Below are 22,923 nucleotides of genomic sequence, written 5' to 3'. Positions count from 1 at the left end.
TTAGGCGGTTTCAAGTTGAAAAACCCTTCTAATGAGTTCAATGCTTTCGGCGGAGCCTTCTTCGCCTTTAAGATGGTTTGCGAAATGGGTTGTAATTTTTTGAATAAGCCGATCACTTAAAATCTCGGCCTGTACTTCGTTGAAATCGGCAATTTTTTTACGCTGATTATCAATTTCTGCAGCTTTAATTTCGGCAAGTTTATTTTTCAATGCTTTTATAGTGGGCGCAAATTTTCTGTTATCTGCCCATTGGTTGAATTCCTTTTCTATTTCAGCAATAATTTTCTTCGCCAATGGAAGTTGCGCGGAACGCTGCTCCAAAGTTTGGTCAGTAACGGCAGAGAGTTGATCCATGTGTACTAGCGTTACCATTTCATTTTCCAAAACATCATCCGAGACATTTTTCGGAATGGAAAGATCCAAAATTAACAGTGGTCTTTTCAAATATAAAAGTTCCTTGGAAATAGTGGGTTGCTGGGCGCCGGTTGCTACAATCAACACATCGGTCTGGGCAATTTCGCTTTGAATATCGGCGTAATCCTTCACGATCAAATTAAATTTACCCGCCACCTTTTCAGCTTTTTCCTTCGTGCGGTTGATTAATGTAATGTGGTTATTTTTTGTATGCTTTATAAGGTTTTCACAAGTATTTCTTCCAATTTTACCGGTACCAAAGAGCAAAAGATTTTTTTCAGAAATATTCGGAACGCGGGCCATTATATACTGTACCGCCGCAAAACTGACGGAGGTAGCTCCGGATGAAATTCCTGTTTCGTTTTTAATACGTTTACTGGCCTGAATTACAGCGTTGGCCAACCGCTCCATAAACGGATTGATTATATCATGTTTTTTGGATTCGCGAAAGGCACGACGCAATTGGCTAATAATTTCAAAATCGCCCAGAATTTGACTGTCTAGCCCGGTGCCCACATTAAAAAGATGGGCCACCGCTTGGTGATTTTTATATATATAAGCTACTTTTTCAAAGTCTTCAATGGTGCCATTGGTATGCTCGCAAAGCAATTTGATGATTTGATATGGATGCTGAGCAAAGCCATATAGTTCGGTTCGGTTGCAGGTGGAAATTACAGTGAGCGAGGGAATGCCATCCGTTTTGGCCTGTAAAAGAATTTCTTCCTTGGCATTTTCGCTAATACTAAAGTTGCCGCGGATGTGGGCGTCAGCTTTTTTATAGTTCAGGCCAATGGCATAAAAATTTCCTTCAAGGGATTGGCCAGCGTATGTTTTCAGATTTTCCATATAAAACAAGGGCAAATGTAAGGGCATTGTTTTTTAAAAAATAACGCCAGCGGTATCTTTTATGTCGATGTGTGTTAAAAATGGATTAATTATGATATTTATCATACTTTAAGCCCTAAATTCGCGGTCTTCAAAGAAACAATGGAAAATTTTATTTAGAACTATTCTAAATAAATTGATTTTAAAAAGCCTATGGATCCACTTAAAAATGTCGCTCAAAGTTTCTATGACGAAACGGTTATTGAACCGGGTTTCTTCATCCTAAAATTCAACAATGAATCGGATGATTTCCAAACCTTTAAACGAGAAGTGAGCGCGAATTTCATTCAATTCCATTTTTCTATAAAAGGCTCGGCATCCTTTGTATTTAATGAAGGAAATTATAAGTTGCCCATTCACGAAGGAAATTCATTGTTGCTGTATAATCCGCAGCGCGATCTTCCGCTGGACCTTTTTTTACAGAAACATTCTTGGGTAATTTCAGTTTTGCTTCCCATCAAAAAATTCCACAGTCTTTTTTCAACCGAAGCAAATTATATCACTTTTTTGAGTGACGAAAATAAGGATCGAAAATATTACAAGGATGCTCCAATTTCGCCCTCCATGGCAATCGTGTTGAATCAATTGATGAATTACAATCTGCACCCAACCATAAAACCGCTCTATTTTAAGGCTAAGGCTTATGAATTATTGAGTTTGTATTTCAACCGGCCCGCAGATGCGGATGTTGAACAATGCCCTTTTTTGGCGGATGAGGATAACGTTTCAAAAATAAAAAAAGCAAAGCAGATAATGGTCGCAAGAATGGCGGAACCCCCAACTTTACAGCAATTGGCGGATGAAATAAACCTTCCCATAAACCGATTGAAAGAAGGTTTCAAACAAGTTTATGGTGACTCCGTGTTCAGTTTTTTGTTTGATTATAAAATGGAAGTTGCGCGCCAACTTTTGGCCACTGGCTCACACAACGTGAACGAAGTAGGCCTAAAAGTTGGCTACAGTACTGCCAGCCACTTTATTGCCGCGTTCAAAAAGAAATTCGGCACTACGCCGAAAAAGTTTTTGATGGGGTTAAATGCATAACAGAGGCGCATTTGCTATGATTGCAAACTGCTTCACTTATTTAAATATTTAGCGATTTTTATTATTCACTTGCTACCTTTGCAAATCAATTATTAAAAATGAAGAAAGGAGTTCTCCTCGTAAACCTCGGTTCGCCGGACAGCACTGACCCAAAAGACGTAAAAAAATACCTCGATGAGTTTTTAATGGACCCGAGGGTAATTGACGTTCCGTTTTGGCTACGTTCCTTTATAGTTAGAGGAATTATTCTAAATACGCGTCCGAAAAAATCGGCTGAAGCGTATGAAAAAATTTGGTGGAAGGAAGGGTCGCCGTTGATAGTTATTTCCGAAAGACTTCAGAAAAAAATTCAACAGAAAACTACAGCTCCCATTGCACTGGCAATGCGCTACGGAAGCATGACCTTAAAAAAAGGCTTGCAGGAATTGGTGGATAAAGGTGTGGACGATATTTTGGTAATTCCACTGTATCCGCAATTTGCGATGGCCACTACGGAAACTATTGACGTGAAAATTGAAGAACTGCGAAAGGAATTTTTTCCGCAGCTTCAAATTGCTTCACTGCCGGCTTTTTACAACAAACCGGAATACATAGAAGTGCTTTCAAAAAGTATTTCTGAAAAATTAAAAAATATAGAATACGAACATTTGCTATTTAGCTATCACGGCGTTCCGGAGAGGCATATTTACAAACGGGATGTCACCAAAAGTCATTGCAAAATTGATGGTACATGTTGTGTGACGCCTTCGCCTGCGCATCAATTCTGCTATCGGCACCAATGTTTGCAAACAACTGCTTTGGTTGCGGAAAAACTGAATTTAAAACCCGGAACTTACTCCAATGCCTTTCAATCGCGATTGGGTTTTGATCCGTGGTTAAAACCGCCAACCGATAGAACAATAGAGCGACTGGCCCTTGAAGGCACAAAGAAAATGGCAATTGTAACGCCGGCATTTGTAAGCGACTGTTTGGAAACTTTGGAAGAAATTGCGATGGAAGGACAGGAAATTTTCCACGAAGCCGGAGGGAAGGAATTTACCGTAGTTCCTTGCTTGAACGACCGCGACGATTGGGCGGAAATCCTGACAGGCTGGATTGACCGTTGGCGAATTGTGGACACGAAAACTGCGATTGCCTAATTATTTTTAATTGTCTATTATTATTTTTTATTGCCATTTCTTATAATTATTGGGTTAGCGAAAACCATTAAAGTTTAAGCGGAGTAGAATTTGAAAAATATTGAAAATATAAAATCAATGAACAATAGTTCCGCCGCGCTTGGCACCGATTCCATTGGAAATTTATTGATAAAACAGGCTGTTCCGGCTTCCATCGGTATTTTGGTGATGTCGTTGAATATTTTGGTGGACACCATTTTTGTTGGAAATTGGATTGGCTCCATTGCCATCGCCGCCATAAATGTGGTTTTGCCGGTTTCTTTTTTTATCGCCGCATTGGGAATGGCCATTGGCATTGGTGGTTCGTCAATAATTTCGCGCGCTTTGGGCGCAAATAATAAAGCGCGTGCATTGAAAACCGTCGGAAATCAAATTACGCTTACGCTATTGTTGAGCGTTTCAATGGTAATTTTTGGGCTTATTTACATCAATGAAATTATCCCCGCTTTTGGAGGGAAGGGCGATATTTTTGAACCCGCAAAAATTTATTATCGAATTGTGCTGTACGGCGTGCCACTGTTGGCGCTTTGTATGATGGGCAACAACGTGATTCGCGCCGAGGGAAAGCCGAAATTTGCAATGGTAGCAATGATTATCCCTTCCGTGGGAAATCTTATTCTGGATTACGTTTTCATTTATTTGATGGATATGGGAATGGCGGGCGCCGCGTGGGCTACGACCATTTCTTACGGGCTTTGTTTTCTTTATGTGCTTTGGTTTTTCCTTAGTAAAAATTCGGAATTAAAAATACGTTTGCCACATTTTGGACTCGACTTTCCCATTTTAAAAGAAATGTCCGCGCTCGGGTTTGTGACATTGGCTCGACAGGCCGTAGTTAGTGTTACCTATTTATTAATGAATAACATTCTTTTCAATATTGGTGGCGAAGCTTCTGTGGCCGCTTACGGAATTATTGGGCGAATGTTGATGTTTGCGCTATTTCCAGTGTTGGGTGTCACCCAAGGATTTTTACCAATTGCTGGTTTCAATTACGGCGCGCACAAATTTTCCCGCGTTCGCGAAAGCATCAATAAAGCTATAATGTATGCCGGTGGGTTGGGTTTGTTGATTTTTGCGTTGATTATGGCTTTTCCGGAATCAATTGTTTCTGTTTTCACGGATGATGCCGAAATACTTACAGAAACGCCCCACTATATGCGGTGGGTTTTCGCGGCCACGCCCATTATAGCCATACAGCTTATTGGTTCGGCATATTTTCAGGCAATCGGGAAGGCGGTTCCGGCGCTACTGCTGACTTTATCGAGGCAGGGATTTTTCTTTATCCCACTTATTTTTATTCTTCCGCATTATTTTGGCGAGCTTGGGGTCTGGATTTCCTTTCCTGTTGCCGATGTACTTTCAACAATTGTGACAGGTTATTTTTTGAATCGGGAAATTCGAAAAACGCTGAAATAAATCTGCGCTTTTCCGATTATCATTTTGCAGGGTTTTTTCGCAAAACTTCACATTTAATTTAAAATTATATATTTGCCGCCTTGTAAAAACTTAAAAACAACAGATGAAAAAACAATTTATGAAATTTGGCTTGATTGCATTTTTAACTTTAATTGCAGTGGGCTGTAACAAAGACGATGATTCAAATAACAACAATGGCGCGGCTGATGGCGAATTGGTGGCAAAGGTTGATGGCGATGAATTCAAGGTTTCCACCCAAGTAGGCGCTACCTTGTATGCAGGAACTTTCAATATTACTGCTGTCCAGCCTTCTACCGGCGAAACTATTGTAATTACAGTTTCTAACGCCGAAGAAGGAACTTTCGATTTAGGTCCTAATGCGAATGCCCAAAATGGCGCAGTATATATGATAAGCGGCCAGGACGCTTATGGTTCTGTGGGTGAAGGCGGAAGTGGCGAAATAAAAATTACCAAACTTGATTTGGAAAACGAAATCGCTAGTGGAACTTTTAGCTTTACCGCGGTGCGTCAAACACTTGATGCAAATGGCAATATCATTACCGAAACTGTGGAAATCACTGAGGGTTCATTCACCAATGTTGCGCTTGCGACCACTATTGCCGGCGGGAATAGCACACTTCAAGCTAAGGTAAACGGAAGTGATTTGAACGCCGATAGCGTGACAGCTCTTGAGATAACTTTTGGAGGGAATACGACAATTGCGATTACGGCCAACAACAATTCCACAAACCAAAATCTTTCTTTAAGTTTTCCTGGCGATATAACTGTAGGAACTTACAGCGCTTCAGAATTTGTGGGCATGTACAACCCAAGTTTGGGTGGCGGCACAAACAATTATGCCGCACAAACGGGAACTTTGACCATCTCTGCAATCAACATAAATGCAGGAACGGTTGAAGGCACTTTCAGTTTTACAGCAAAGCGTTTAGATCCGAACGATCCGGATGTAACCTACGAGATTACCGAAGGAAGTTTTTCTGCGGAATTTTAGAAATAGTAATATTAAGGTTTAAAGAGGCATTGGAAAATTCCAATGCCTTTTTTATTATTTTAATGCGATATTCCAAATTATTGATATAACATTTCACTATATTTATTATCTAACCTATTCAAATATGAAAAAATTTCTACTCTTTATTTGTGTTCTTTTTATAGGAAATAGCCTTTTTGCCCAAATTCAGGATATTGTTCAACAAACTTGGTATTTAAGAAATATACAGATTAACGATACTTGGCATTACGTTCCAGACGGTGAAGCCATTGAGCTTAATTTTGGCGGAAACAATCCAAACTACACGGTAAGTACCAATGGTGTCGAGAACACATTTACTGCAAATGCCACCTTCAATAATGACCAAATTGCGTTTACTTCAATAGCGGTTTCATCAACTGTTTGTACTGCTGCAAACTGCGATTTTGAGGATTTATATTTTTATGAATTATTGAGCAATCAAAATTTAGATGACAAGACTTTTACATATTACTATCAAGTTATATCCAATGGCAGAAAGACATTTCGCATTACTGATGCAAATGGAAATCGTGCCACTTTTACAGATCAGCCCTTGGAGGAGATAGATGAAGTTTTATTCCAGACTTGGTATTTGCACTATATGGAATTTGATCTTGGCGACACTGTCTTTATCTCTGAATACACGCCGTCTATTTCTCCTTCTATTACCATTAATCCCGATTTATCCTTCACGGGCTTTGGCTCCTGCAATGAATTTATGGGCAATTTTAATTTTACAGAGTCCCCAAGCAACGGTACGATGTTAATTCCCAACAATTTTGACGCAACTCTCACTCTTTGCGATTTTCATATTGATTTCGAAAATTATTACTTTTCACAATTTGAGAATGATGGTATATTATATTTTCTAGTTGCGGAAGATCCCTCTACCGAAGAAGGATATTTTATATTTGAAAAAGCTCCAGGTTTCCTTTTTCATTTTTACAACTATCCTCTGTCGGTGCCCGATATAGAAAAAAATTCCTTTTCAATTTATCCAAATCCAACACAGGACAAATTATTTGTAAAATCAACAATTCCCATATCTTCAAGTTCCATAACCGATTTGAATGGAAGAAATATTATTTCAAACGAAAATCCCTCAAGTGAAATTGATGTTTCAGGCTTAAAAGCAGGAATGTATTTTTTAACTCTTGAATCTTCTGAAGGAAACACTACCCGTAAATTCATTAAATATTGATAGCCCAGAATAACAAGCACCAGCGCTATTGCATTATTTGAATATCTTTACGCTAAAATTTTAAAGCCACGAGCCGTTGATGGAGCAATATTTCCCGTACATAAAATCCCTTCACCTCATCTTTATTATTACTTGGTTTTCAGGTCTTTTCTATATAGTGCGCCTGTTCGTTTACCAAATTGAAGCTTCACAAAAACCTTCCCCCGAAAAGGAAATTTTAGAGAAACAGCTAAAAGTCATGGCTTCAAGATTATGGAATATTATCACATGGCCGTCCATGGTTTTAGCGCTTTTCTTCGGGATTTGGCTTCTTTTAATGCGTACGTTTTTTTTGGCAGATGCGTGGATGCAAGTGAAGCTGGCATTTGTTTTTCTTTTGATTCTTTACCATTTAAAATGCCAAAAGATTTTCAAACAACTTCAGAATGGAGTTGTGAAATACTCCTCTAATTTTATGCGTCTTTTCAACGAAGCGCCCACAATTATATTATTTTCAGTAGTTTTTCTGGTTATTTTGAAGGATGGCGTTAATTGGATTTACGGCACCGTTGGGATTATAGTTTTTGCAATATTGCTGATGATGGGGTATAAAATTTACAAACGGATTCGCGAGAAATAATCTTTCCATTTTGGAACTTGGTTTTTGGATTTTATGATTTTCCGTTTACGGTTTAATTATTGCTATCTTTCTTTTTTCAAAAAAAGGTAAATGTACTTTTACAAAAAATCCCTCCGCACTCGCATTTTTCTTTCAATGATCCTCTTAGTTTTGGGAGCATCGGTACTTATTGCAATTGTTACTGTTTTTCAATATAAGGAAGAGGCGCAGGATTATCACCGCGACAGGCTATTGAGAAAGGAGGCGGCAATCAGGGAAAACATAAACTACATTTTGAAAACAACAACCTATCCGGTTGAGACGGCGCAAATTCCCTTGATATTTAAGGATAAAATTTATGAAATAAAGGATATTCACAGTCTCGAAATTTTTCTTTACGATCTTGAGGGCAATCTTTTAAAATCTTCAAAACCTTCCTTCTTTAAAGATACCGCTTCGCCGAAAATGCCCGAATATGCTCTGGAAATGCTGCAAAATTCTCCCACAAAAAATTATATTAAGGAATTTGAGGAAGGCGGCCAGAAATATCAATCCTCCTATACTTATATCACCGATAATTATTTTAAACCCTTAGCAATATTAAACTTGCCATATATTGAAGATGACGGTTTTATTACAAAAGAACTTACCGAATATCTTTACAGGCTTGGAATGGCCTATTTCTTCATGCTCTTGGCGGCAATAGCGCTGGCCTATTTTCTATCAAAATACATTACTCGTTCACTAAAGGAAATTAGCGATAAGCTTTCCGGCACCCGTTTTGACACCCGCAACAAAAAAATTCACCTCAGCGATACGCCACAGGAAATTGCGACACTCGTAAATTCATATAACGGAATGATTGACGAGCTCGAAAAAAGTGCCGCCCAACTTGCCGCCAGTGAACGGGAAACTGCTTGGCGCGAAATGGCCAAACAAGTGGCGCACGAAATTAAAAATCCGCTTACGCCAATGCGATTGACGGTGCAAAGCTTCCAGCGAAAATTTGACTGTAACGATCCCGCGGTGGACCAGAAAGTAACCGAATATACCAATACGCTTATACAGCAAATCGATACGCTAAGCTCCATTTCATCAGCCTTTTCGACCTACGCCAAAATGCCGGCGCAACAAGACGAAACGTTGAATGTGGTGAAAATAAGTAAGTTGGCGTTGGATATTTTTAATGAAGATTATATTTATTTCTTTTCGGAAAAAGATGAAGTTCGTGCGCGGTTTGACCGAACACAATTGATTCGTGTGGTTACCAATTTGGTAAAAAACAGCATTCAATCCATAGAACAAAAAAATCCTGACGAGCCTCGAATTGATGTTATTGTTGAACATCACGAAAATGTGGTAAGCATTTCAGTAATTGACAATGGCGTTGGCGTTCCCGAAAAAAACAGAGATTTCATTTTTGAACCTCAGTTCACCACCAAAACCAGCGGGATGGGTCTTGGCTTAGGAATGGTAAAAAATATTGTGGAAACCTACGGCGGAAATATAACCCTACAATCCACCGAAGAAAAAACTATTTTTCAGGTTTCATTTCCCGCAATGGTATAAGGATTTTAGTAGCTTTGTAACTATTGGGATTAAAGTTAAAGGCTTTCAACTTTAAACCTTCAACTCTAAACGTATAAAATGAATTATCAAAACATACTTTCAGAAACCACGAACGGAATTTCAACAATTACAATAAATCGTCCTTCAAAATTGAATGCGCTAAATCGTGGAACAATCAACGAATTGCACGATGCATTTGAAAAAGCAAACAATTCAACAAAAACTAAGGTTATTATCCTTACCGGAAGTGGCGAAAAAGCATTTGTTGCCGGCGCAGATATTAGCGAATTCGCAGATTTTTCTGTGGAAGAAGGCAGAAATTTAGCGGCAAAAGGACAAGAATTATTGTTTGATTTCGTCGCAAATCTTTCCACGCCGGTAATCGCTGCCATAAATGGATTTGCACTTGGCGGCGGACTCGAATTGGCGATGGCGGCACATTTCCGAATTGCTTCGGAAAATGCCAAAATGGGCTTGCCAGAAGTTTCATTGGGCGTAATCCCCGGTTACGGCGGTACGCAACGCTTGCCACAATTGGTGGGCAAAGGTCGTGCAATGGAAATGATTATGACTGCTGGTATGATTGACGCAGACCAAGCATTGCAATACGGTTTGGTAAACCATGTAACCACCGCCGAGGAATTATTGGAATTTGCCGAAAAACTTGCCACAAAAATTATGAAGAATTCCTCTGTGGCTATCGCTTCCGCAATCCGAGCAATTAACGCGAATTATGAAGATGGCGAAAACGGTTTTGACACTGAAATTGAAGAATTTGGAAAAAGTTTCGGCACTCAAGATTTTAAAGAAGGAACACAGGCTTTTCTTCAAAAACGAAAAGCGAATTTCCCAGGACTTTAAGCTATACTCACTGGGAAAAAATGACATTTCGAAATGTCAAAATGACATTGAAAATCGATTAAAAATGCATCAAATGATTTTTGATTTTTTAAAAAAATCTAAAAATCGTACACATTCATCGTGATGGCATTTTTTTTGCCTAAAGTGGTTAAAAAATATTGTTTAACTTAAATCTTAATTATTATGAACGCACTAATGAATGTTCCTAAAAATGGAGGTTTATCACGAACAAGCAACAGTTCTAACCACCTCCCCAATTGGTCTTCTTTGATTGATGATTTTTTCAATAGAGACTTGACCGGAATTTTTTCCCAAAATTTTAATACGGGAATGAGCCTTCCAAAGGTAAACATTAAAGAAACCTCCGATGCCTACTATGTAGAAATGGCTGTGCCAGGTTTAAAAAAATCTGATTTCCGAATAGATTTGGAAAACCAGGTGCTTTCCATCTCCACACAGGTGGAAGAAAAAAATGAAGAAAAGGAGGAAAATTATACCCGTAGGGAATTTGGTTATTCTTCCTTTAAACGAAGCTTCAACCTTCCCGAAACGGTGGATGAAAATAATATAAAGGCCAACTATAACGAAGGGATATTAAGCATCCACCTCCCTAAGAAAGAAGAGGCAAAACAAAAGCCTCCAAGAAATATTAAAATCACATAACATATTTATATCCAAGAAAAAGGGCTCAGTCGAGCCCTTTTTCTATTCACCCATTCGATAATATAATATAATATTTAGGATTTATTCCAATTACGTTTGGAATATTTCCTATTCGCACTTATCTTTGTTTTTGAAAATAATTTATATGTTGAAGAATGGTCGAAAAGGACGGGGCGCACAGAAAAATGTACACAATCGTTTTTTTGAAAACAGCCACGAAGTGCTGGACGATTATTTGAATTATTGTGAAATTGAAGGCGAGGAAGCCGGCAATAACAAAACAAATTACATAAAAGTTTTTCCAAAAACCTTTGTAAACAAAGTGGAAAGTCCGGACGTGGGAATGGGCTTTTCAGCAAATCCATACCAAGGCTGTGAGCATGGCTGCGTGTATTGTTATGCCCGAAACAGCCACGAATATTGGGGTTACGGAGCAGGGTTGGATTTTGAACGAAATATTCTTTTCAAAAAAAATGCGCCACAGCTTTTGGAAGAAAAAATAACTTCGAAGAATTGGCAGGGCAATACTATCGTATTTTCAGGAAATACCGATTGTTATCAACCGCTGGAACGAAAGTTGGAAATTACTCGAAAATGTCTTGAAGTAATGCTGAAATGGAAGCACCCCACTGGCATTATCACAAAAAATTCATTGATACTTCGGGATTTAGATATTTTGAAAGAAATGGCTAAGCTGAATATTATTTCAACAAATATTTCAATCACTTCGCTTTCTGAAAATACCCGAAGATTGCTGGAACCTCGCACCGCTAGTATAAAACAGCGCTTAAAAACTGTGGAAACACTTGCGGCCAATGGCATTCCTGTTCGAGTCATGATGGCGCCCATTATTCCTTCATTAAACAGCCACGAAATTCTTCCGTTGGTAAAAAAAGTTGCGGAGCTCGGCGCGCAGGAGGTTGGTTATACCATTGTTCGATTGAATGGACAAATTGCAGAAATCTTTAAGGATTGGGCGCACAAAACAATACCCGATAAAGCAGAACGGATTTTAAACCAAATTGCTGAGTGCCATGGCGGAAAACTCAACGACAGCAATTGGGGAAGGCGGATGAAAGGTGAAGGAACCATCAGCGAACAGGTAAAAAGCACCATGGCAATCGCAAAAAATAAATATTTAAAAGATAGAAAAACTGAACCCTTGGACGCTTCCCATTTTCTTCAGCTTAAAAACCCGCAGATGAAACTTTTTTAAATTATTCCTAAAAATTCCGTGACTCTCTGAGCCACTATGTGAAAATTATTCCTCGAAGTAACGAAGAGGTTCATGGGGAACTTATTTTTTTCCTTTCCATTCATCATAAAATTGCCGTAGAAAACTTTCCATAAAAAGGTGTCTTTCTTCAGCAATCCTTCGTCCGGTTTCAGTATTCATCCGATCCTTTAGAAGCAACAGTTTTTCATAAAAATGATTGATTGTTGGCGCATCTGAAATTTTATATTCTTCGGGCGTCATATGTAAATTCGGTGCAATTTCGGGATCGTAGAGCTTTCGGTTCTTGAAACCGCCGTAATTAAACGTACGGGCAATCCCGATGGCTCCCATCGCATCCAACCGGTCCGCATCCTGCACTACTTCCAATTCCCTTGAATGGAATTTTCCTTCAACATTTCCACCTTTAAAGGAAACGCTCTCGATTATTTTTATGACATGCTCAATAGTTTCCTCCGGAATATTTTCAGAAGAAAGAAATTCACGGGCCTTTGCGGGTCCCACTTTTTCATCACCTCCGGTAAATTTATAATCCGCAATGTCGTGCAGCAACGCAGCCAATTTCACAACAATTTTATCCACATTTTCATTTTCGGAAATAAGGATTGCATTCCTATAAACGCGCTCAATGTGAAACCAATCGTGGCCCCCTTCGGCGTCTTTCAATTCAATTTTTACGAAATTGACGGTACTCTGTATAATTTCTTCCGAAGAAAACAATGCCATTATTTATGGATTTTTGAAGTAACGGTTTCCTCCACTTTATCAATAAGTGCCTCAACATCGGATCCTTCAATTTTAATGGCGGGATGCGCGGTCATTTCCAAACGAACGCCCATTTGAATGGGAAACATTCCCCATCGCTGCAGTTTCCAGGAATTGTTTATGGTAACGGGAAGCACATAGCCATTGGGAACTTTTTTGAACAACGTTTGCAACCCGTTTCTTCGGAAAGGCTTTGGAACTCCAGTTTTGCTGCGCGTTCCTTCGGGAAAGATGACCCCGCTTCGGTTGAATTTTTGAAGATATTTTGAAAACTTCACCATTTCAACGATTGCTTGCCGCGGGTTTTTTCGGTCAATTAAAATGCTTCCGCCGTGGCGTAGATTGTATGAAATTGACGGAATTCCTTTTCCCAATTCCACTTTCGAAATAAATTTTGGGTGATATTTCCGCAGGTACCAAACAATGGGTGAAATGTCCCACATGCTTTGATGGTTTGAAACTATTATAATTGGCACATTGTTGGGAATACTGGTGTTTATGTCCACATGAAATGTTGTTCCCAAAACATTTAGGCAGCGAAGCAGGGTCCAATTCAAATAATCCACGCTTTTTTTGTGGGCGTGATAGCCAATCCAATTAAAACAAATCCATTGTATAGGATGAAAAACGATGATCGTTATACCAAAAAGCAGGTAAAACAATATTGAAAAAGGATAGCTAATAATTTTTAAGAGTGTTGCCATTGCTATTCAAAAGTAAGAAAACCGTCTTAAAAAAGACGGTTTTCCTGTTTGCTTGTTTCTGTTTATAAAATTGAAGTCAACGCTTTATTTTTGATTTATTCTTCAACATATTTCGGTCCAAATAAATATAATTGTAAACGCAAATTGCAAAGATTACCAGCCAAAATGCCCTATAGAGCCAATCATTTATTTCTCTTCCAAAGAGGTGCGAAACTTTTGGGTTGTCATAAATATTATAAACGAGCGCTCCCAGTGCAAGAATTCCAATTACCACGGTTAGCGGTTTATTGAGCTGTATCAAAACGCGATTGGTAATTTAGCAGAATTCGTTGTAGGCACCTTTCAAATTTTCAGCAATCATCTGCGCGGGGCGGCCTTCAATGTGGTGGCGCTCCAACATGTGCACCAATTCGCCATTTTTAAAGAGCGCCATAGAGGGCGAACTGGGTGGGAATGGAACCATATTTGCACGCGCGGCATCAACGGCTTCGCGGTCCACGCCTGCAAAAACAGTTACCAAATGGTCAGGTTTTTTATCATTTTGAAGTGATATTGCAGCTCCGGGTCGAGCATTTGCGGCAGCGCATCCGCAGACGGAATTCACAACTACCAACGTAGTTCCATCTTTTTTCAAAGCATCCTCAACTTGGTCTGCAGTATGTAATTCTGAAAAACCTACTCTGGTCAGGTCTTCACGCATCGGTTTCACTAAATCGGGTGGGTACATAATTTCTAAATTTAAAGTGTATTATAATGAGTTTTCAAAGATACAAATTCTGAAAATGAAAAAGTTTGAATTTCCGAATTACAAGTACCAAATTACAATGTGAAAAAACATTTCTTTTTTTGGAATTGGCAATATGATGTTTGGTGCTTCCGCATCTTTTCTATTTTGAAATTTGATGCTTTAAACCTTACCTTTGTCCGCTCAAAAAAAGAAAAATCCCTCAACTATGTTCCGACTGGTTTTCGCTGTAATAGGTTTTATGCTGTATCGTTTTCCCGGTGCCATTATGGGTTTTCTGTTGGGAAGTCTCATCGATAACTTCGCTTCCCGGAACAAAACTTTCCAAACGTCATTTGGGCCAAATCGGCAAGAGGTTTCCCACGCAGATTTTGAATTGAATTTGTTGTCATTGGCTTCATTGGTAATTAAAGCCGATGGAAATGTGAACCAAACGGAGCTTGATTACGTGCGGCAATATTTTGTACAGGCCTATGGCCGGGAGCGCGCCAATGCTACGTTTAAGGTTTTTAATGAAGTAATTAAAAAACGTGAAATTTCTGCACAGAATATTTGCAATTTGCTGCGCCAGCGTACGCGTTATGAAAGCCGTTTGCAGATTATCCATTTTCTTTTCAGCATTGCGAATGCAGATGGCAGCGTTTCCACGCCCGAAGTGAATGAAATAAACAAGATTTCAAATTTCTTGGGAATTTATGCCCGTGATTTTGAAAGTATCAAAGCCATGTTTTTCAAAAATCCGGACAGTGCTTACAAAATTTTGGAAATTGAGCGAAGCGCAACGGTTTCAGAAATAAAATCTGCCTATCGAACGATGGCGAAAAAATACCATCCGGACAAACTTCAGCATATGGATGAAGCCTACCAAAAAGGTGCCGAGGAGAAATTTAGAAAAGTGCAGGAAGCGTATGAACAGCTTCAAAAGGAACGAGGGTTTTAAACCTAATCCATTTAAACTGAAATCATAATTTCAAGGGTAGGAATTTAGAATTTTATTTAACTGTTCAACATTCAAATATTGGAAATAGCGAGCGCGCGCTTGAAATTTTTCATCTAAAATCACAATTGCCGGTAACGAAAATGGCTTGTTTTTTTGACTTGCCATTAAGAGCGGAATTTGATGGATCGGGTTCGGCCGATGCATTCTTTCATTTATAAAAAATTGATTGCCGAAATGAATGGTGTCCGTGCTTTCCACGTTCAGTTTTACGGCGTAATAATTTTCATTTAAAATTTTGATGATTTTGTCATCTGTAAAAACGTCACGTTGCATTTTCAGGCACGGCGCGCACCAATCTGCATAAAAATCAATAAATACCTTTTTCGGATTCATTTGAAGCGAATCATCCAACTGTTCAAATTTTAGCCAACGCACGGACGGCTGTGAAAATAATGCGGTACTTAGAAATAGAATTGAAATTTGGAAACCAAGAACCATTTTCATTTTAAAGAGATTGAATTTTTAGACCGAAAAATACTGCCCTAGGCGAACCCGGTCCGTAAACATAATTGCTATCTCGATTTTTTCCAATATCGAAATCATTCTGGTAGCTGTTCGTGATGTTTTTAATGCCTCCGAAAAGTTCCAGTCCGGTGCTTACTTTTGGAATGGAAAAAGTGTAGCCCATTCTAAAACTAATTTCAGTGAAACTTTTTGTTTTGTAATATTCATCCACTTCTTGCCCAGTATTTTCGCCCGCAAGGTGTAGAATGTCCATAGGTCCGGTGAAAACTAGATTCGCACTTATCCCGAATTTTTTAGTGGGTGCGTACGTTAAAGTTGCGTAACCGTAATGATTGGGAGTTCGCAAAAATTCCCGTTTCAGTGGCAGTCCGTTTATGTTTTCTATGGCTTCGTCAAATAGGCTTTTTTGAAAGGTAAACCCTGCATCTACTTCTACCAAATAGTCAAAATTCGCTCTCGCTTCCACCGTTATGCCACTTACCGTTGCTCCACTTCCATTCCGTTTTTCAAAAAGATCTCCGAATTCGTCCTCCCCAATTGGAAATAAATAAAATGCGTTATCTAAATGGGTATAAAAACCTTCCAAGGTAAAACCGCCGATAAAATGCTCCGAGGCTTTATCATAATTGACCGAGGCCGTAAAACTGTTGGATTTTTCTTCCATTAAACCATTAGCCAATGAAATTCTGGATACGCCGCCTCCGGCGAATGCTATGTGCAAATCGGTATCAAAAGCCTGTGGTGCCCGAAAGCCTGTTCCCCAACCCAGACGGAACTGTGTGGTTTCTTTCATTTTATAAAGCAAGGAAAGCCTTGGGCTGAAAATGGCATGGTTCAATAAATTATGCTTATCTATTCTAAAGCCCGAAAGAAAATTTAGATTTTCCGTGATGTTCCAATCATTCTGCACAAAAGCGCCGAGGTTTTTTGTGGTTTGATCAATCAGGTAATTATAGGATAGGATTTGGTCAAAAACATCATCGAAAGTATATTCTATCCCTCCGGTTAATACAGTTGTTCCGGTAAAAAATTCATCAAACCGGTTGTTAAACTGCGCACCGCCTTGGTGGGTATAAACCTTGGAAATTCCATAAGGAGGTGCGGCAAAAAATTCTTGCTGATCAGCGGAAGTATCAGGAATAATTCCCGTGTAATGGTCACGATTTGTGCGCTGCCCGCCGTAATAAAGAATAAATGAGCTTTTGTTTTCATTAAAATTTATTTGATAATCCACACCTCCCATTAAAATATTGTGGGTGCGTTCTTCGGCCTGTTGTGCCAAATAAGCCGGTTTTTCTACCATTTCACCTCCAAACCGATATTCGTACAGACTGCTAAAATTAAATTCCAGCTTTGAATTTTCCGAAGGAAGATAAAAAGCATTCATTCCGAAGGAATTATCCTTTAGTTCGGGCATTTCCGAAAAATTGTCGTCGTTCGCATCATAGGCTTTTCGTTGTCTGTTACTGACGAAGAAATTCGCGCCGGCATTATAGTTTTTGCTTACAACCGTAGCATTTCCATTTATTATATTTTGATCTGCATTGCCATCAATATTTTCATAAGTATAGGCCAAACTGTAATTATTTTGTTTAGGAATTTTAGTGATTACGTTTACCGTACCCCCGATAGCGCTAGAACCGTACAATGCTGAAATGCCACCGCGAACCACTTCAATTCGCTCAATCATATTCACGGGAATCTGTTCGAGACCATACAATCCGGTTAACGGACTAAATATTGGCCGCCCGTTGATCAGCACTTGCGAATAACCGCCCTGCAATCCATTCAATCTAATTTGAGTGTAATTGCAGGTTTGGCAGTCCTTTTCAACACGCAGCCCGGGCTGGAACCGAAGCCCTTCAGAAAGATCAGTGGCTACAACGTTTTCCAATGTTTCGCTATTTATTAAATTCACTATAACAGGAGAGTCAATGCGTCTCTTTTTGGTTCGGGTGCCGGTTATTACAACTTGCTCCAATTCCTCATCGCTTTCTTCCAAGACAAAATTCAATAATATAATTTCTTCATTTGAAGTATCCACAGTAATATTTTGCGCTTTAAAACCTTGGGATTGTACAATAACAATAAGAATGCCCGCCGCGGTTTCAAATTCAAAATTGCCGTTGGCATCTGCATTGGTGCCATCGCTCCCGTCTTTTATATAGACACTTGCGTATGGAACTGGATTTCCGTTAGCCGAAACCGTTCCCATAATTTTCACTTTTGAATTCTGTGCCGTAGCAATTGGAACGACTAATAAAAATAAAATAATAAAGGATTTCATATAAAAATGGATTTAATTAGTTAAGGGTAATATTATTTTTAGGCAAAGCTAAATATTTGTTTTAATACAAAAAAATATATCTTTGTATAAACTTAAATTTATGATGACCCTTGCGGAAGAAAACTATTTAAAGGCCATTTTTCATTTAGAATTGGAAAGCGCCGGGGAAGTAAGCACCAACGCCATTGCGGAAAGCATGGAAACAAAACCTTCCTCGGTTACAGATATGGTTCAAAAACTTGCAGAGAAAAAAATGTTGGTCTATAAACGTTACAAAGGCGCGCAACTAACAGAATCCGGAAGGAAAATTGCCGCCGGTGTTATACGGAAGCACCGACTTTGGGAAGTTTTTTTGGTTGAAAAATTGAATTTTCATTGGGATGAAGTGCATGAAATAGCCGAACAGTTAGAGCACATTCAGTCCGAAGAATTAATAACGAGGCTCGACCAATTTCTAGGCAGTCCAGATTTTGATCCACACGGCGATCCAATTCCAGATAAACATGGAGTATTAAAACGAACCGAGAAAAAATTACTAGCAGAAATTGAAAAAAACCATCAAGGCGTATGTGTGGGCGTAAAGGAAAGCAGCGCAGAATTTCTTCAATATTTAGATAAGAAAAAAATTAGCATCGGTACAAAAATAACCGTGCTGGGAAAGGAATTCTTTGATGGCTCAATGATAATTCAGGTTGGCAGTGAACAATTTTTTATTTCACACAAAATTGCGGAAAACCTATATGTGCAAACTGTTTAATAATGGAAAAAAACGCAACGCTTTTTGCTGAAGGCAAATTTAACATCCAAAACTCTATGAACAAAGTATTAATTATAGGCCTTTTTATCCTCACATTAAGTTGTAAAAATGCGGAGAAAAACGATGGCAAGCTTAAGGTAGTAACCACCACTACCATGCTTACCGACTTGGTTTCCGAAATTGGGGGCGACCATATTTCACTACAAGGCTTAATGGGTGCCGGCGTAGATCCACACCTTTACAAAGCCAGCGAAGGAGATGTTTCCAAACTTTATGAGGCAGATATTATTTTCTACGGAGGTCTGCATTTGGAAGGAAAATTGGTAGAAATTTTTGAAAAAATGGAGGGTGAAAAAACTACTGTTTCATTAGGAGACATGTTGCCAAAAGAAGACCTGATTTCTTCTGAATATTTTGCTTCAAATTTTGACCCTCACGTTTGGTTCAACGTTCAGTATTTTAAGCAGTTTGCACAGATAGTAACGGATGAACTTTCAAAGGCAGACCCCGAAAATGATCAAATTTATTCTGAAAATAATCTAAAATATCAGCAAAAATTAGATTCTCTTGAATCTGAAATTAAATCCATCATTGAAACCCTCCCGAAAGAAAAGCGGATATTGGTAACGGCTCACGACGCATTCAGTTACTTTGGCAAGGCATATGGTTTTAAAGTTGTGGGCTTGCAAGGCATATCCACCGCAACTGAAGCTGGAGTTAAAGACGTTCAAAATTTATCAGAGTTTATTATAAAAAATAACATTAAAGCCATTTTTGTTGAAAGTTCCGTTCCAAAACGCACAATTGAAGCACTTCAACAAGCGGTGCGTGCGAAAAACTTTAATGTGGAAATTGGCGGTTCTCTTTATAGCGATGCCTTGGGAAACCCGGGAACAGAGGAAGGAACTTATATCGGAATGTTTAGACACAATGTAAATACTATCGTAAATGCATTAAAATAATACTATCAAAAAAACCGATGGAGCAAAAAATAGCAGTACAGATAGATGACCTAACGGTGGCATATAATTACAAACCTGTTTTATGGGATATAGATTTAACAGTGCCAGAAGGTGTTTTGATGGCAATCGTAGGACCAAATGGGGCCGGAAAATCTACCCTCATAAAAACAATTTTAGGCATTATAAAACCAATTGCCGGATCGGTATCAATTTATGGAGAAGCATATTCCAAGCAGCGCAAATTGGTTGCCTACGTACCTCAAAAAGGCAGTGTGGATTGGGATTTTCCCACAACAGCGCTAGATGTTGTAATGATGGGCACTTATGGTAGTTTGGGCTGGATAAGGCGTCCGGGACAAAAGGAAAAGAAAATTGCACTGGAGGCAATGGAAAAAGTGGGGATGTTAGCATACAAAGCACGGCAAATTAGCCAATTGAGCGGAGGGCAGCAACAAAGGGTTTTCCTGGCACGAGCGTTGGCCCAGGATGCTTCTATATATTTTATGGACGAACCGCTTCAAGGTGTGGATGCCACTACTGAAATTGCAATCATTAATATTTTGAAGGAACTGCGAAAATCCGGCAAAACCGTAATTGTTGTTCATCATGATTTGCAAACGGTACCCGAATATTTTGACTGGGTAACGTTTCTAAATGTGAAGAAAATTGCAACTGGACCTGTTAAAGAAATTTTTAATGATGATAACCTAACCCAAACTTATGGCATTAATTATAAAGTAGCCGTGAATAAATAATGTGCAGAGGCGAAAATCCATTCCCCCAATACTTTATCAATTGAAATCAAATTAGCATTATGTCAATAACGGAATATTTCAACTTACTGTGGACAGATTATACGCTGCGCACAATAACCCTAGGAACAGCGGTTCTTGGCGCTATCTGTGGAATGCTCGGAAGTTTCGCAGTTTTGCGGAAACAAAGTTTGTTGGGCGATGCTATTTCCCACGCGGCGCTTCCCGGTATTGCTTTGGCATTTCTGATTACCGGCGCCAAAGATTCCGGCGTTCTTTTAATGGGGGCTTTGGTGAGCGGTTTAGTAGGAACTTTTTGGATTAGAGGAATTACAAACAAAACACATTTAAAAAGTGATACCGCACTGGGGTTGATTCTTTCTGTTTTTTTCGGCTTCGGAATGTTGCTGCTCACCTTTATCCAAAAACAACCTAATGCCAACCAAGCTGGACTGGATAAATATCTTTTTGGTCAGGCAGCTACTCTTTTGGAAAGTGATGTTTTATTGATGATCATAATAACAGCTATTTCCCTTTTCGTAATGTTGCTTTTTTGGAAGGAATTCAAAATTCTACTTTTTGATGCAGAATATACCAAAACCCTTGGATTCAATACAAAATTTATTGATGTGCTAATTACATTCCTGATTGTTTTGGCCATTGTTTTAGGCTTACAAACTGTGGGTGTAGTGCTAATGAGCGCAATTTTGCTGGCGCCTGCCGCAGCCGCACGCCAATGGACAAACAATTTGAGCATAATGATTTTACTTGCTGCCATAATTGGTGCAGTTTCAGGGGTATTGGGAACAGCAATCAGCGCGAGCCAAAATAACCTTTCCACCGGACCGGTGATAGTTTTAGTGGCTGGAGTTTTTGTTTTATTCTCATTTATATTTTCACCAACAAGAGGCATCCTTTTTCGGGAAATCCGCTTGCGAAAAAATCGTGCCGATATGAAATTGTTCAAGACCCTACAGTTTATGTACGGAATAGCGCTGGAACACGAAAATATTTCACATCCACACGCCATTCGAATTCTCAATAATTTTCAGGGCTACACCCGAGGATCGCTGCAAAAACTGGAAAATGAGGGATGGATAACTATACAGGGGCAACAATGGGCCATGACAGCAAAAGGCTATAAACAGGCGCAGGAAATCTATAACCAAAAAAGCAGTCAATGAGCCATCCGCAAATTGAAATACAATTAATTGCGGCTATTGTAGCAATGGCCTGCGCTATTCCTGGGGTATTTTTAGTACTTCGGAAAATGGCGCTTATCAGTGATGCCATAAGCCATTCCATACTTCCGGGAATTGTTTTGGGGTTTTTCCTTACCCAAGATTTAAACTCTCCGCTGCTCATTCTTTTGGCCGCATTTACGGGAGTAATTACGGTTGTGCTGGTCGAGTTCATACAAAAAACGGGCTTGGTGAAAGAAGACACAGCCATAGGTTTGGTTTTTCCCGCATTATTTAGTATTGGGGTTATATTAATTTCAAAAAATGCGAATGATGTGCATTTGGATGTTGATGCCGTATTGCTCGGCGAACTGGCCTTTGCACCATTTGATAGATTGATGATGAACGGGACAGATTTAGGACCCAAATCGCTCTGGGTAATGGGAAGTATCCTTTTGGCTACCATTATTCTACTATTGCTGTTTTTTAAGGAATTAAAAATCAGCACTTTTGATGCCGGCCTTTCATCAGTTTTGGGTATCTCACCTGTGGTGATGCATTATGGACTAATGTCAGTTTCTTCCATAACGGTAGTGGGTGCCTTTGATGCCGTGGGCGCAATTTTGGTTGTAGCCTTAATGATCGCTCCTGCGGCAACAGCCTATATGCTTACGGAAGATTTAAAAAAAATGATATTGCTATCTTTATTATTTGGCGTTCTTTCAGCAATATCAGGTTATTGGGTCGCGAACCTCTTAGATGCATCCATTTCGGGATCCATCGCTACAACCTTGGGGGCTATATTTTTGTTCGTCTACCTTTTCGCACCCAAAAAAGGCCTCATTTCAGTACTTTATAGGCAAAAGCAACAACGTGTTGAAGTTTCATTAATTACTTTATTGCTACACTTAAACCGACATGAAGAAGAAAGTGAAAGACACATAAATCACTTACAGGAACATATAAATTGGCATGCGGTACGCGCCAAAACAGTATTGGATTTGGCCGAAAAAAATAATCTTGTGGAAATTAGGAACAACATAGTTCTACTTACGCCAAAAGGCTTGCTCTTTACTGAAAAATCGCTTCAATACATCCTAAGCAATAAAGATGAAAAAATAGAACCCATGAAAGAGGATTTCTTTCTTTTTCGAGGGTAATGGAATATACCATTATTAGAGGACGATTGTTAATTACTTTTTTATGACA

Annotated in this window: 23 protein-coding genes; 16 read left to right on the top strand and 7 right to left on the bottom strand. The window is 39.1% G+C overall.

Annotated elements, in window-relative coordinates; translation table 11 throughout:
* On the bottom strand, positions 1 to 1,260 hold the full coding sequence (hemA, locus tag QRD02_RS02330) for a glutamyl-tRNA reductase (protein ID WP_290253285.1): 1,260 nt from the start codon (positions 1,258 to 1,260) through the stop codon (positions 1 to 3).
* 192 nt (positions 1,261 to 1,452) lie between these two features.
* On the opposite strand from hemA, the gene QRD02_RS02325 reads away from it, so the two are divergent.
* From QRD02_RS02325 to QRD02_RS02280, 10 genes are all read left to right on the top strand, one after another.
* Complete coding sequence (locus QRD02_RS02325) at positions 1,453 to 2,343, top strand: AraC family transcriptional regulator (RefSeq protein WP_290253284.1); 891 nt, start codon at positions 1,453 to 1,455, stop codon at positions 2,341 to 2,343.
* A 98-nt stretch (positions 2,344 to 2,441) separates the two neighbouring features.
* Positions 2,442 to 3,482, top strand: a complete 1,041-nt coding sequence (hemH, locus tag QRD02_RS02320; RefSeq protein WP_290253283.1) for a ferrochelatase — start codon at positions 2,442 to 2,444, stop codon at positions 3,480 to 3,482.
* 117 nt (positions 3,483 to 3,599) lie between these two features.
* Positions 3,600 to 4,937: an MATE family efflux transporter gene (locus QRD02_RS02315; protein WP_290253282.1), complete on the top strand. Its 1,338-nt coding sequence runs from the start codon at positions 3,600 to 3,602 to the stop codon at positions 4,935 to 4,937.
* Between the two features lie 103 nt (positions 4,938 to 5,040).
* Positions 5,041 to 5,949, top strand: a complete 909-nt coding sequence (locus tag QRD02_RS02310) for a Riean_0653 family protein (protein WP_290253281.1) — start codon at positions 5,041 to 5,043, stop codon at positions 5,947 to 5,949.
* Between the two features lie 124 nt (positions 5,950 to 6,073).
* Complete coding sequence (locus QRD02_RS02305) at positions 6,074 to 7,171, top strand: T9SS type A sorting domain-containing protein (RefSeq protein WP_290253280.1); 1,098 nt, start codon at positions 6,074 to 6,076, stop codon at positions 7,169 to 7,171.
* Positions 7,172 to 7,250: 79 nt separating this feature from the next.
* Positions 7,251 to 7,790 carry a CopD family protein gene (locus tag QRD02_RS02300; RefSeq protein ID WP_290253279.1) on the top strand — a complete coding sequence of 180 codons (540 nt, stop codon included), beginning with the start codon at positions 7,251 to 7,253 and terminating at the stop codon, positions 7,788 to 7,790.
* A 90-nt stretch (positions 7,791 to 7,880) separates the two neighbouring features.
* The gene (locus QRD02_RS02295; protein WP_290253278.1) at positions 7,881 to 9,338 is read left to right on the top strand and encodes a sensor histidine kinase; all 1,458 of its coding nucleotides are present in this window, start codon (positions 7,881 to 7,883) and stop codon (positions 9,336 to 9,338) included.
* Positions 9,339 to 9,416: 78 nt separating this feature from the next.
* Positions 9,417 to 10,199: an enoyl-CoA hydratase/isomerase family protein gene (locus tag QRD02_RS02290; RefSeq protein WP_290253277.1), complete on the top strand. Its 783-nt coding sequence runs from the start codon at positions 9,417 to 9,419 to the stop codon at positions 10,197 to 10,199.
* 183 nt (positions 10,200 to 10,382) lie between these two features.
* Positions 10,383 to 10,862: an Hsp20/alpha crystallin family protein gene (locus QRD02_RS02285; protein ID WP_290253276.1), complete on the top strand. Its 480-nt coding sequence runs from the start codon at positions 10,383 to 10,385 to the stop codon at positions 10,860 to 10,862.
* A 145-nt stretch (positions 10,863 to 11,007) separates the two neighbouring features.
* Complete coding sequence (locus QRD02_RS02280; RefSeq protein WP_290253275.1) at positions 11,008 to 12,078, top strand: PA0069 family radical SAM protein; 1,071 nt, start codon at positions 11,008 to 11,010, stop codon at positions 12,076 to 12,078.
* Positions 12,079 to 12,159: 81 nt separating this feature from the next.
* On the opposite strand, the gene QRD02_RS02275 is transcribed toward QRD02_RS02280, so the two are convergent.
* The 4 genes from QRD02_RS02275 to QRD02_RS02260 all read right to left on the bottom strand — a co-directional run bounded on the left by QRD02_RS02275 (position 12,160) and on the right by QRD02_RS02260 (position 14,292).
* On the bottom strand, positions 12,160 to 12,822 hold the full coding sequence (locus QRD02_RS02275; protein ID WP_290253274.1) for an HD domain-containing protein: 663 nt from the start codon (positions 12,820 to 12,822) through the stop codon (positions 12,160 to 12,162).
* Positions 12,822 to 13,565 carry a lysophospholipid acyltransferase family protein gene (locus QRD02_RS02270; protein ID WP_290253273.1) on the bottom strand — a complete coding sequence of 248 codons (744 nt, stop codon included), beginning with the start codon at positions 13,563 to 13,565 and terminating at the stop codon, positions 12,822 to 12,824. Before QRD02_RS02270 ends, QRD02_RS02275 begins: the two co-directional genes overlap by 1 nt.
* A gap of 76 nt (positions 13,566 to 13,641) precedes the next feature.
* Positions 13,642 to 13,866, bottom strand: coding sequence for a hypothetical protein (locus tag QRD02_RS02265; protein WP_290253272.1), 225 nt, complete (start codon positions 13,864 to 13,866; stop codon positions 13,642 to 13,644).
* Between the two features lie 15 nt (positions 13,867 to 13,881).
* Positions 13,882 to 14,292, bottom strand: a complete 411-nt coding sequence (locus tag QRD02_RS02260; RefSeq protein WP_290253271.1) for a BrxA/BrxB family bacilliredoxin — start codon at positions 14,290 to 14,292, stop codon at positions 13,882 to 13,884.
* 226 nt (positions 14,293 to 14,518) lie between these two features.
* Here QRD02_RS02260 and QRD02_RS02255 point away from each other — a divergent pair, with 226 nt between their 5' ends.
* Entirely contained in the window at positions 14,519 to 15,250 is a 732-nt protein-coding gene (locus QRD02_RS02255; protein WP_290253270.1) for a TerB family tellurite resistance protein, read from the top strand.
* 30 nt (positions 15,251 to 15,280) lie between these two features.
* On the opposite strand, the gene QRD02_RS02250 is transcribed toward QRD02_RS02255, so the two are convergent.
* Both QRD02_RS02250 and QRD02_RS02245 read right to left on the bottom strand, forming a co-directional pair.
* Positions 15,281 to 15,754: a thioredoxin family protein gene (locus tag QRD02_RS02250; protein ID WP_290253269.1), complete on the bottom strand. Its 474-nt coding sequence runs from the start codon at positions 15,752 to 15,754 to the stop codon at positions 15,281 to 15,283.
* A gap of 1 nt (position 15,755) precedes the next feature.
* The gene (locus QRD02_RS02245; RefSeq protein WP_290253268.1) at positions 15,756 to 18,062 is read right to left on the bottom strand and encodes a TonB-dependent receptor; all 2,307 of its coding nucleotides are present in this window, start codon (positions 18,060 to 18,062) and stop codon (positions 15,756 to 15,758) included.
* Positions 18,063 to 18,165: 103 nt separating this feature from the next.
* Here QRD02_RS02245 and QRD02_RS02240 point away from each other — a divergent pair, with 103 nt between their 5' ends.
* Genes QRD02_RS02240 through QRD02_RS02220 form a run of 5 tightly spaced genes read left to right on the top strand, consistent with a single transcriptional unit; the run spans position 18,166 to position 22,874 of the window.
* Positions 18,166 to 18,819, top strand: coding sequence for a metal-dependent transcriptional regulator (locus QRD02_RS02240; RefSeq protein WP_290253485.1), 654 nt, complete (start codon positions 18,166 to 18,168; stop codon positions 18,817 to 18,819).
* Positions 18,820 to 18,875: 56 nt separating this feature from the next.
* Positions 18,876 to 19,781, top strand: coding sequence for a metal ABC transporter solute-binding protein, Zn/Mn family (locus QRD02_RS02235; RefSeq protein WP_290253484.1), 906 nt, complete (start codon positions 18,876 to 18,878; stop codon positions 19,779 to 19,781).
* 17 nt (positions 19,782 to 19,798) lie between these two features.
* Positions 19,799 to 20,536, top strand: a complete 738-nt coding sequence (locus tag QRD02_RS02230; protein WP_290253267.1) for a metal ABC transporter ATP-binding protein — start codon at positions 19,799 to 19,801, stop codon at positions 20,534 to 20,536.
* A gap of 59 nt (positions 20,537 to 20,595) precedes the next feature.
* Positions 20,596 to 21,717: a metal ABC transporter permease gene (locus tag QRD02_RS02225; protein ID WP_290253266.1), complete on the top strand. Its 1,122-nt coding sequence runs from the start codon at positions 20,596 to 20,598 to the stop codon at positions 21,715 to 21,717.
* Positions 21,714 to 22,874, top strand: a complete 1,161-nt coding sequence (locus QRD02_RS02220; protein ID WP_290253265.1) for a metal ABC transporter permease — start codon at positions 21,714 to 21,716, stop codon at positions 22,872 to 22,874. The genes QRD02_RS02225 and QRD02_RS02220 overlap by 4 nt, the downstream gene beginning before the upstream one ends.
* Positions 22,875 to 22,923 lie beyond the last annotated feature (49 nt).

It is taken from the genome of Aequorivita aurantiaca (genome assembly GCF_030410135.1).
GTDB lineage: Bacteria > Bacteroidota > Bacteroidia > Flavobacteriales > Flavobacteriaceae > Aequorivita > Aequorivita aurantiaca.
The sequence above is the reverse complement of the archived record's forward strand: the minus strand, read 5'-3'. Positions and strand labels throughout refer to the sequence as shown.

Bases quoted from the DNA above. Each gene is read 5' to 3' on its own strand.
- QRD02_RS02225 (WP_290253266.1), top strand. From the start codon at position 20,596: ATGTCAATAACGGAATATTTCAACTTACTGTGGACAGATTATACGCTG.
- QRD02_RS02300 (WP_290253279.1), top strand. From the start codon at position 7,251: ATGGAGCAATATTTCCCGTACATAAAATCCCTTCACCTCATCTTTATT.
- hemA (WP_290253285.1), bottom strand. From the start codon at position 1,260: ATGGAAAATCTGAAAACATACGCTGGCCAATCCCTTGAAGGAAATTTT.
- QRD02_RS02240 (WP_290253485.1), top strand. From the start codon at position 18,166: ATGACCCTTGCGGAAGAAAACTATTTAAAGGCCATTTTTCATTTAGAA.
- QRD02_RS02280 (WP_290253275.1), top strand. From the start codon at position 11,008: ATGTTGAAGAATGGTCGAAAAGGACGGGGCGCACAGAAAAATGTACAC.
- QRD02_RS02220 (WP_290253265.1), top strand. From the start codon at position 21,714: ATGAGCCATCCGCAAATTGAAATACAATTAATTGCGGCTATTGTAGCA.
- QRD02_RS02310 (WP_290253281.1), top strand. From the start codon at position 5,041: ATGAAAAAACAATTTATGAAATTTGGCTTGATTGCATTTTTAACTTTA.
- QRD02_RS02245 (WP_290253268.1), bottom strand. From the start codon at position 18,062: ATGAAATCCTTTATTATTTTATTTTTATTAGTCGTTCCAATTGCTACG.
- QRD02_RS02235 (WP_290253484.1), top strand. From the start codon at position 18,876: ATGAACAAAGTATTAATTATAGGCCTTTTTATCCTCACATTAAGTTGT.
- QRD02_RS02315 (WP_290253282.1), top strand. From the start codon at position 3,600: ATGAACAATAGTTCCGCCGCGCTTGGCACCGATTCCATTGGAAATTTA.
- QRD02_RS02325 (WP_290253284.1), top strand. From the start codon at position 1,453: ATGGATCCACTTAAAAATGTCGCTCAAAGTTTCTATGACGAAACGGTT.
- hemH (WP_290253283.1), top strand. From the start codon at position 2,442: ATGAAGAAAGGAGTTCTCCTCGTAAACCTCGGTTCGCCGGACAGCACT.
- QRD02_RS02255 (WP_290253270.1), top strand. From the start codon at position 14,519: ATGTTCCGACTGGTTTTCGCTGTAATAGGTTTTATGCTGTATCGTTTT.
- QRD02_RS02230 (WP_290253267.1), top strand. From the start codon at position 19,799: ATGGAGCAAAAAATAGCAGTACAGATAGATGACCTAACGGTGGCATAT.
- QRD02_RS02295 (WP_290253278.1), top strand. From the start codon at position 7,881: ATGTACTTTTACAAAAAATCCCTCCGCACTCGCATTTTTCTTTCAATG.
- QRD02_RS02250 (WP_290253269.1), bottom strand. From the start codon at position 15,754: ATGAAAATGGTTCTTGGTTTCCAAATTTCAATTCTATTTCTAAGTACC.
- QRD02_RS02285 (WP_290253276.1), top strand. From the start codon at position 10,383: ATGAACGCACTAATGAATGTTCCTAAAAATGGAGGTTTATCACGAACA.
- QRD02_RS02270 (WP_290253273.1), bottom strand. From the start codon at position 13,565: ATGGCAACACTCTTAAAAATTATTAGCTATCCTTTTTCAATATTGTTT.
- QRD02_RS02305 (WP_290253280.1), top strand. From the start codon at position 6,074: ATGAAAAAATTTCTACTCTTTATTTGTGTTCTTTTTATAGGAAATAGC.
- QRD02_RS02260 (WP_290253271.1), bottom strand. From the start codon at position 14,292: ATGTACCCACCCGATTTAGTGAAACCGATGCGTGAAGACCTGACCAGA.
- QRD02_RS02275 (WP_290253274.1), bottom strand. From the start codon at position 12,822: ATGGCATTGTTTTCTTCGGAAGAAATTATACAGAGTACCGTCAATTTC.
- QRD02_RS02290 (WP_290253277.1), top strand. From the start codon at position 9,417: ATGAATTATCAAAACATACTTTCAGAAACCACGAACGGAATTTCAACA.